Origin of the sequence: Sphingomonas xinjiangensis (assembly GCF_014199255.1) — a bacterium.
Lineage (GTDB): Bacteria > Pseudomonadota > Alphaproteobacteria > Sphingomonadales > Sphingomonadaceae > Sphingomonas > Sphingomonas xinjiangensis.
This window is the reverse complement of the sequence record NZ_JACIJF010000047.1, coordinates 1-6,240: the sequence shown is the minus strand read 5'-3', so window position 1 is coordinate 6,240 and position 6,240 is coordinate 1. Positions and strand designations below refer to the sequence as shown.

Below are 6,240 nucleotides of genomic sequence, written 5' to 3'. Positions count from 1 at the left end.
GAGCCGTTCAGAAAAGCACAAGCTATCGCCTAATCTACCCAGCTCGTCCGCGTCGCAAGGCGCACGAGACGTCCTGCCGGGACGTAGGCTGGCTCGTTCCGCGCCGTTGGTTGCGCCCCTTGGCTCCGCGCCCTCGGAGTGCGTTATGAACATTGGAAGAGCTGCCCGCGAAGCCCCATTATGCGGCGGCACATGCTGACCGCGAAGACGACCATGCTCCCGGCAACGTATCTCAGATGCCCCTTGCAACCGACGCGATTAGACGACCTACGGCAGCTTTTGAGGAAGAGGGGAGGGGCTCAGAAAGGCAGCTGCTGGCGCCCAGCTGCCGCGTGCACCTGTCTCACGGGCTGACGGTGGCTCCAAATGGCACAACTAGCTCCCTTGAAGACCCTACCGCCGTGGACCGGCCCCGATTAGAGGGGGAGATATGCCGGGAAAACGCCAATGGGTTCCTACGAGGCGCCCAGAGCGCGAATTTTCCAACTGTTGGAGCCTCCAGTGCAAGGATGACGGACGCTGGATGCCGGTGGTTTATGGTAGCGAATTAGAAGCTAGGGATGCCGCTCGGGCCCTCGCCAGAAGCTCGCGAGACTAATCCTGTCCGCCCGCACAGTCTATTTGCCTGATCTCTTCACCAAGATAGACACGTCCACCGGCGATGATCGAGTAGCGCCAAAGTTCATCGTCAGGATCTGTAACCGCGGCCCTGACCATCTTCCTGAGCGTGCCTTCTCCGATCAACTCACTCGCTTCATGCTCGACGGTCATGCCCTGACGAACAGCGGACCGGCGAAGCTGTGCATTGATGATTTCGATGCCCGATCCTGTTCCCAAGCCTACCTCACCTCCAGTCACTTCGCACGTTGAGGCAGACTTGCGTCGGCTCCGTGACACGGGGAGCTTTCTTTGGCAGTTGGTGCTTGTGCCAGATCGGACCAAAGACCGACCGAGCGGCCTTTTGCCGCCACGCGGTAAGCCTCGGGCGTCAGCTGAACGAAGGGCGGGTATCTGGAGGCTCTCTTGCTGCCTTGAAGGCGACAAATTGGCGCTTAGCGGCCGTGTCAGGCCACAATGAATAGTAGTAGCTTCTGGGAAGCGGGAAGTGCGGCCATGATCTCCGGTCGTCCCTCGAGCGTTCCTCTCCACAGCGCGAGGTGATAGACCCTGATGTATGGCCGGAAACCTTACCTTCGTTCACGCAGCGGACATACACCTCGACAGTCCGTTGCACGGCTTATCGAGAAGCGATGAGCAGTTCTCGCGGCTTGTGCGCGGTGCAACCCGCAAGGCGTTTTCGAACGTTGTGGATCTCGCGATCGAAGAAGGTGCCGCGTTCGTCGTGATCGCTGGCGACCTGTATGACGGAGCTTGGAAGGATCAGTCGACCGGCCAGTTCGCTATCGCCCAACTGGCGCGCCTGACCAGGGCGGGCATCCGTTCGGTTATCGCATTCGGTAATCACGACGCCGAGAGCCGGGTCACTCGTCACCTGACCGCTCCGGAAGGCGTCTACAAGCTCAAGAGCGCAAAGTGCGAGAGCGTGCAATTCGATGACCTAGGCGTCGTCGTTCATGGCCGCAGCTACAAGGAAGCGGCAACCACCGAGAACATCGCATCCACCTACTGCCCCCCAGCGCCTGGCATGCTCAACGTCGCCCTGCTCCATACCGCGCTCGACGGCCACCAGGGGCATGCGAACTACGCACCATGCAGCCTGGGCGAGCTACAAGCCGCCGGGCACGACTACTGGGCGCTCGGCCACGTCCACGATCACGCGGTCCGGGCAGATCATCCCCACGTCGTCTTCGCCGGCAATACGCAAGGGCGTCACATCCGGGAGACCGGCGCCAAAGGCGCTGTGGTCGTCCGTGTTGAGGAAGGCACCATTGTGCATGTCGAGCACCGCGCGACTGACGAGGTTCGCTGGGCACATGCCCGGGTCGACGCGATCGGCGCGGCAGACCCAATGGAAGCGCTCGCCGCGATTCAGGCGCAGCTGCGTCCAACTGTTCTGGGTGCGGACGGTCGCCCACTAGCCGCGCGGGTTTCGATCAAAGTTGATGGTCCGCTTGCGCAGCGTCTGCGCGCCGATCCCGCCTGGTTCGAGGCAGAGGTCCGCGGCCATGCCGCCGGTGTCTCCGACGCGCTTTGGATCGAGCGCGTGAAGATCATCGCCAACGACGCAGCGCTGCCTACCGGTCTGCCGCCCGAGTTGCTGGAGATGCTGAGCCAGGCGCTCGAGGACCCGGATTGCCTCCGTGCGGTCGAGAACGCCATCGCCCCGCTGACGGCAAAGCTGCCGGCGGATGTTGGCGATCCCGACACGGCACCGCTGCTCGCGTCTGCGCGGGGTCGGGATGGTGCAGCACTGGTCCGCGCTGCCAAGGCACTCGTCGCAGCTCGACTTGGCGAAGGCGCGCACTGATGCGGTTCCGCCGGCTGGAACTCGTTCGCTACGGAGGCTTTGCGGACCGTATATTCGACTTCGGCAGCGGCGGCCCGGATCTGCACCTCGTCGTCGGCCCGAACGAGGCGGGGAAATCGACCGCGCTGCAAGCGATCGGCGACTTCCTGTTCGGCATCCCTCCGCAGAGCCGGCAGAATTGGCGCTACGAGTATGGCCAGCTTCGTCTGCGCGCTTTGATCGAACACGACGGTGAGCTGTTCGACATAATCCGACGCAAAGGCAATCGTGACACCTTGCTCACCGCGGACGGCACGCCGTTCAAGACCGACCCGCTGGCGCCGCTGCTTGGCGGCATCGATCGTGCCGGGTTCGAGCGCATGTTCGGCCTGGACCACACCAAGCTGCGCGAGGGCGGCGCGAGCATCATCGGCGGTCGGGACGATGCTGCCCGGATTACGCTCGAGGCGGGAACGGGCGTATCGCATATTGGCAGTGAGCTCGCTCGACTGACGGAAGCGGCCTCAGCGTTGTTCAAACCGGGTGGGCAGAACCCGCCGGTGAACCGCTTGATGCGGGAACGTTCCGAGGCGCTGGCGCAGGTGCGACAGACTTCGATCAGCGATGCCGACTGGACCCAGGCCCGACTACGTCGCGCAGACGCCGAGGCACGCCGCACGGCGTTGATCGACGAAGCCGAGGCGCTCGACCGTGAGCAGGCACGCCTAGATCGGGTGGAGAGGGCGCGGGCGCCCTTCGCACGTCTGAACGCCGCACGCGCCGAACTGGCCGGGCTTGAGGAGCTGCCTACCCTGCCGCAAAATGCGGCTAGACAACTGGCGACCATCCGCGCCGATCGTGTCACCGCCACCGAACTTCTGGCCCAGGCGAAGGGGGAACTCGCGCGCGTCGAAGAAGCGATTGCCGGCATCGAGCGGCCCGGCATCATTTTGTCCGAACAGGACCGGATCGAGGCGCTGGAGGAACAGCGGCCGGTTATTGCCAAGGCTGCGGGTGACCTGGACCGGCGTCGAGCCGAGCTGGACCGCATCGACGCAAAGCTGGCCGCCGCTCTTGCGGAAGCGCAAATCGCATCGGGACAGCCCATCCCCTCAGCCGGGTGGCGCAAGCGTGCGGCTTTGCATCTCGATGGCGTTCGGGAGTTGAAGACAAGCGAGAGCGCAGTTGAGAAAGAGCGGGTCAAACTCGCCCGCCACCGCGCTGCGGTTGAGCATGACCTCGCGGCAGTCGGCGAGGCAATAGACCCAGCCCACCTCGTTGAGGCGCTCCAGCTCTTGCCAGCCGATGCGGAGACCCGTCTGGCAGAAGCTAGTATGGAGGCCGAGCGCAAGCGGACGCTTGCGGCGGAACGCATGTCTGATCTTGCCCCTTGGCAGGGGTTGACCGACAGTCTGCGCACGCTTGGCCTACCGACCGAGGCGGAAGCAACTGCGGTCCGGAGTACTATCGAATCCGCCAGGAATGACGCAGCTAGTGCGCGCAAGGAGGGGGAGACTGCCGAGCTAAGCGCCATTCGGGCGGAGGCGAGGCTGAAGGGCCTAATCGCAGGCGGGTCGCTTCCCACACCCGACGTGATCGCAGCCGCACGGCAGCAACGCGACGCTCTCGTCAGCCGTGTTCGCGAGCGGCTGGCGGTGCCGCACATCGGAGAAGACGATCGGATCGGCGACGCGCTTGGCCACTCAATCAAAGAGGCCGATCAAGTGGCCGACCGGCGCGATGCTGAAGCAGCTCGCGTTGCCGAATATGTCCTCACGACTGTCGCCCTCGACGAAGCGAACGCGTTGATCGGCGCGGCGCACCAGAGAGAGAAGCGTTACCAAGCGGCATTGGAGTTGGTCGAACAAGGCTGGGCCGAACGGTTGCAGGCACTCGGATTTGAGCGCGCCATCGCACCTGCGGACCTGTCCGCCTGGCTCGCGAAGCGGTCGGCAGCGCTGGAAGCTGATCGCGACGCCGAGCTCGCGGAACTGGCTCGCAGCGCACTGATGACCCGGTTTGGAGAAGCGCGAGTCGCGATCGCAACTGCCCTGTCGGCTGCGGAGGGGCCAGTCGCGGCAGCCGACGACGCGAACTTGGTGTCGCTGGCTAGGGGTCACGCCGCTGCCCTGACGACCGCCGCAGGCAATCGCGACCGGCTGCTGGCTGACCTGGCCGCAATCGACGGGGCATCAGATGATCTCGCGGTAGAGATTGCCGACCTTGCGCGCGCACGTGTCGCGCTTGATCAAGAACGAGCAGGACTGGCGAGCGAGGCGGCGCTTCCTGCCAATGCCTGCGAGACCGTGCTCGCCGACGCTCTCGAAGCTATCTCCCATGTCGGCGAGGAGACCGGGGCACGCGAAACGATCGCACGACAGATCGAAGGCATCGAGCGGGACCGAGCGGCGTTCAACAACGAGCTGGGATCCGTGCTGCGAGCGCTGCAGCTTACAGCCTCAGCCGACGCGGTTGAACATGTGCGCAAGCTTTCGGCTTCGTTGCGCGCAGCGATTCGTGCGCGTGATACGCTGGCGAGCCTGGAGGATGATCGCGCGCGCATCACCAGCGAGTTCGACCAAGCGCGGCGTCGCCTCGACGGCACTGCCGTTGCGACCAATGCATTGATACAGGCCGCTGGTGCGACGAACGAAGCGGAACTGGATCGGATCATTGCCAGCGTGGAGCGGCGAGACCTCCTTAGGGGGGCGGAACGCGAAGCGCTCGACGAGCTAGCTGGCACCGACAATGGCGCCGGACTTGATAAACTCGCCAACGAAATCGCCGGTTTGTCTGTTGAGGACGCCTCCAGCGCGCGGGCTCGGATCGACGATCGACGCCGCGAAGTGGCCGCCGAGCGGGAAATCGTCGGTCGGACGCTAAACGCCGCGGACGAGATAGCCAGTCGTGCGGCGAGCGAGAGTGCCGCGGCCGACGCACAGCAGACGGCGGTCGAAACGACTGCGGCACTGGCACAATCAGCGGAGGAGCACATTCAGGCGGCGAGCGCGGCCGCACTGCTTCGCTGGATGCTCGACCGGCATCGCACGACAAATCAGGCACCTCTGATCGCGCGGGCAGGCGTGCTGTTCGCTGATGTGACGGGCGGTGCTTTTACCGGCCTTACCGTCGGTTATGGCGATAACGACCGTCCGATCATCCTCGCGCAGCGCTCGGACGGAGGTGAGGTCGGTGTCGAGGCGCTCAGCGAGGGAACGCGCGACCAGCTATACCTCGCCCTTCGGCTGGGCTCGATCGAAGGACGAGCCGGAGCGGGGGCGTTGCCGATTGTCTGCGACGATCTACTGATCACCGCCGACGATGGTCGGGCGGCAGCGCTCCTGCGGGTGCTAGGCGCAGCAGCTGCACATAGCCAGGTGATCGTATTCAGCCATCACGAGCATCTCATCGACCTCGCGCGTAAAGCTGTGGGGTCTGAAGGCTTCAGCCTTCACACGATCGCACCGGTCGGCGCAATCGCTGCATAGCGCCTTTAGAAAACAGTCGGAGGATCGGCAGCGCCAAAGCCGATGCGGCCTGGCAACCTTTCGCTTGTTGCCTGTTACGAGCACTTAGCCTTGGATGCACGAGTTCCAGCGTTCGATCTGCACAAATGACGGAGGTCAGGGATCCAGAACGACAATCCGGGCTGCCGTTTATGGGTCATCCAGTTCAGCAGCGCAGGTGAACGGACGGCAGGTATCGGGAAGAGCTGAAGTACCCTGCAATGGCAGCTACTGGCGCGGAGCTGCCGCTTCTTCCCGACAGCCGCTACTTGGCCGCCGCACATCTACTTGCCGCCTGGCGGAGTGCCACTAGGTCGATACTCATTG

3 protein-coding genes are annotated in these 6,240 nt (G+C 64.1%); all 3 read left to right on the top strand.

Features of this window, described 5'->3' with window-relative positions:
- Positions 1-621: 621 nt before the first annotated feature.
- The 3 genes from FHT02_RS20995 (at position 622) to FHT02_RS20985 (ending at position 5,895) form a co-directional block, all read left to right on the top strand.
- On the top strand, positions 622-870 hold the full coding sequence (locus FHT02_RS20995; RefSeq protein ID WP_184092156.1) for a hypothetical protein: 249 nt from the start codon (positions 622-624) through the stop codon (positions 868-870).
- A gap of 304 nt (positions 871-1,174) precedes the next feature.
- Positions 1,175-2,428, top strand: coding sequence for a metallophosphoesterase family protein (locus tag FHT02_RS20990; protein WP_184092154.1), 1,254 nt, complete (start codon positions 1,175-1,177; stop codon positions 2,426-2,428).
- Positions 2,428-5,895 (top strand): ATP-binding protein, encoded by a 3,468-nt coding sequence (locus FHT02_RS20985; protein WP_184092152.1) that lies wholly within the window; start codon positions 2,428-2,430, stop codon positions 5,893-5,895. Before FHT02_RS20990 ends, FHT02_RS20985 begins: the two co-directional genes overlap by 1 nt.
- Positions 5,896-6,240 lie beyond the last annotated feature (345 nt).